Origin of the sequence: Paraburkholderia sp. RL17-373-BIF-A, from assembly GCF_046030175.1 — a bacterium.
Classification (GTDB): Bacteria; Pseudomonadota; Gammaproteobacteria; order Burkholderiales; family Burkholderiaceae; genus Paraburkholderia.
On sequence record NZ_JARESO010000505.1, the window covers coordinates 1 to 300 of the forward strand.

The 300-nt window shown below is 57.7% G+C and carries 1 protein-coding gene; it reads left to right on the plus strand.

The window, feature by feature from the left end; genetic code table 11:
• Window positions 1-300: hypothetical protein (locus P0D80_RS51560; RefSeq protein ID WP_408296754.1), on the plus strand; the 300-nt coding region annotated here is incomplete at both ends.

Genomic DNA, 300 nt, shown 5'->3' on the forward strand with positions numbered 1-300 from the left:
CGTCAGGTTCCTGCTTCCTCCAGAGTTTGTCACGGGATACATGCTGGGGGGCGCGAGCGGAACGAAGCAGGACTGGACGACTGCGAAGATCCAGGCGGATCTGAAGCGCTTCGTTCTGCCGCTGGTGGGGCATGAAGTCGATGATGCTGTCCTGCCCGAAACGTTTTCGGAGGTGCGTTTTTCACAAGACGTCCTGAAGCAGCTTTTTGAGGAGGCTGAGGCAGTACATGGTCCCATGAACCGGACGGAAAGGGCTTTTTTCCTCAGATCCCATGCGGCGTCACTGACGTACGCGAGCAG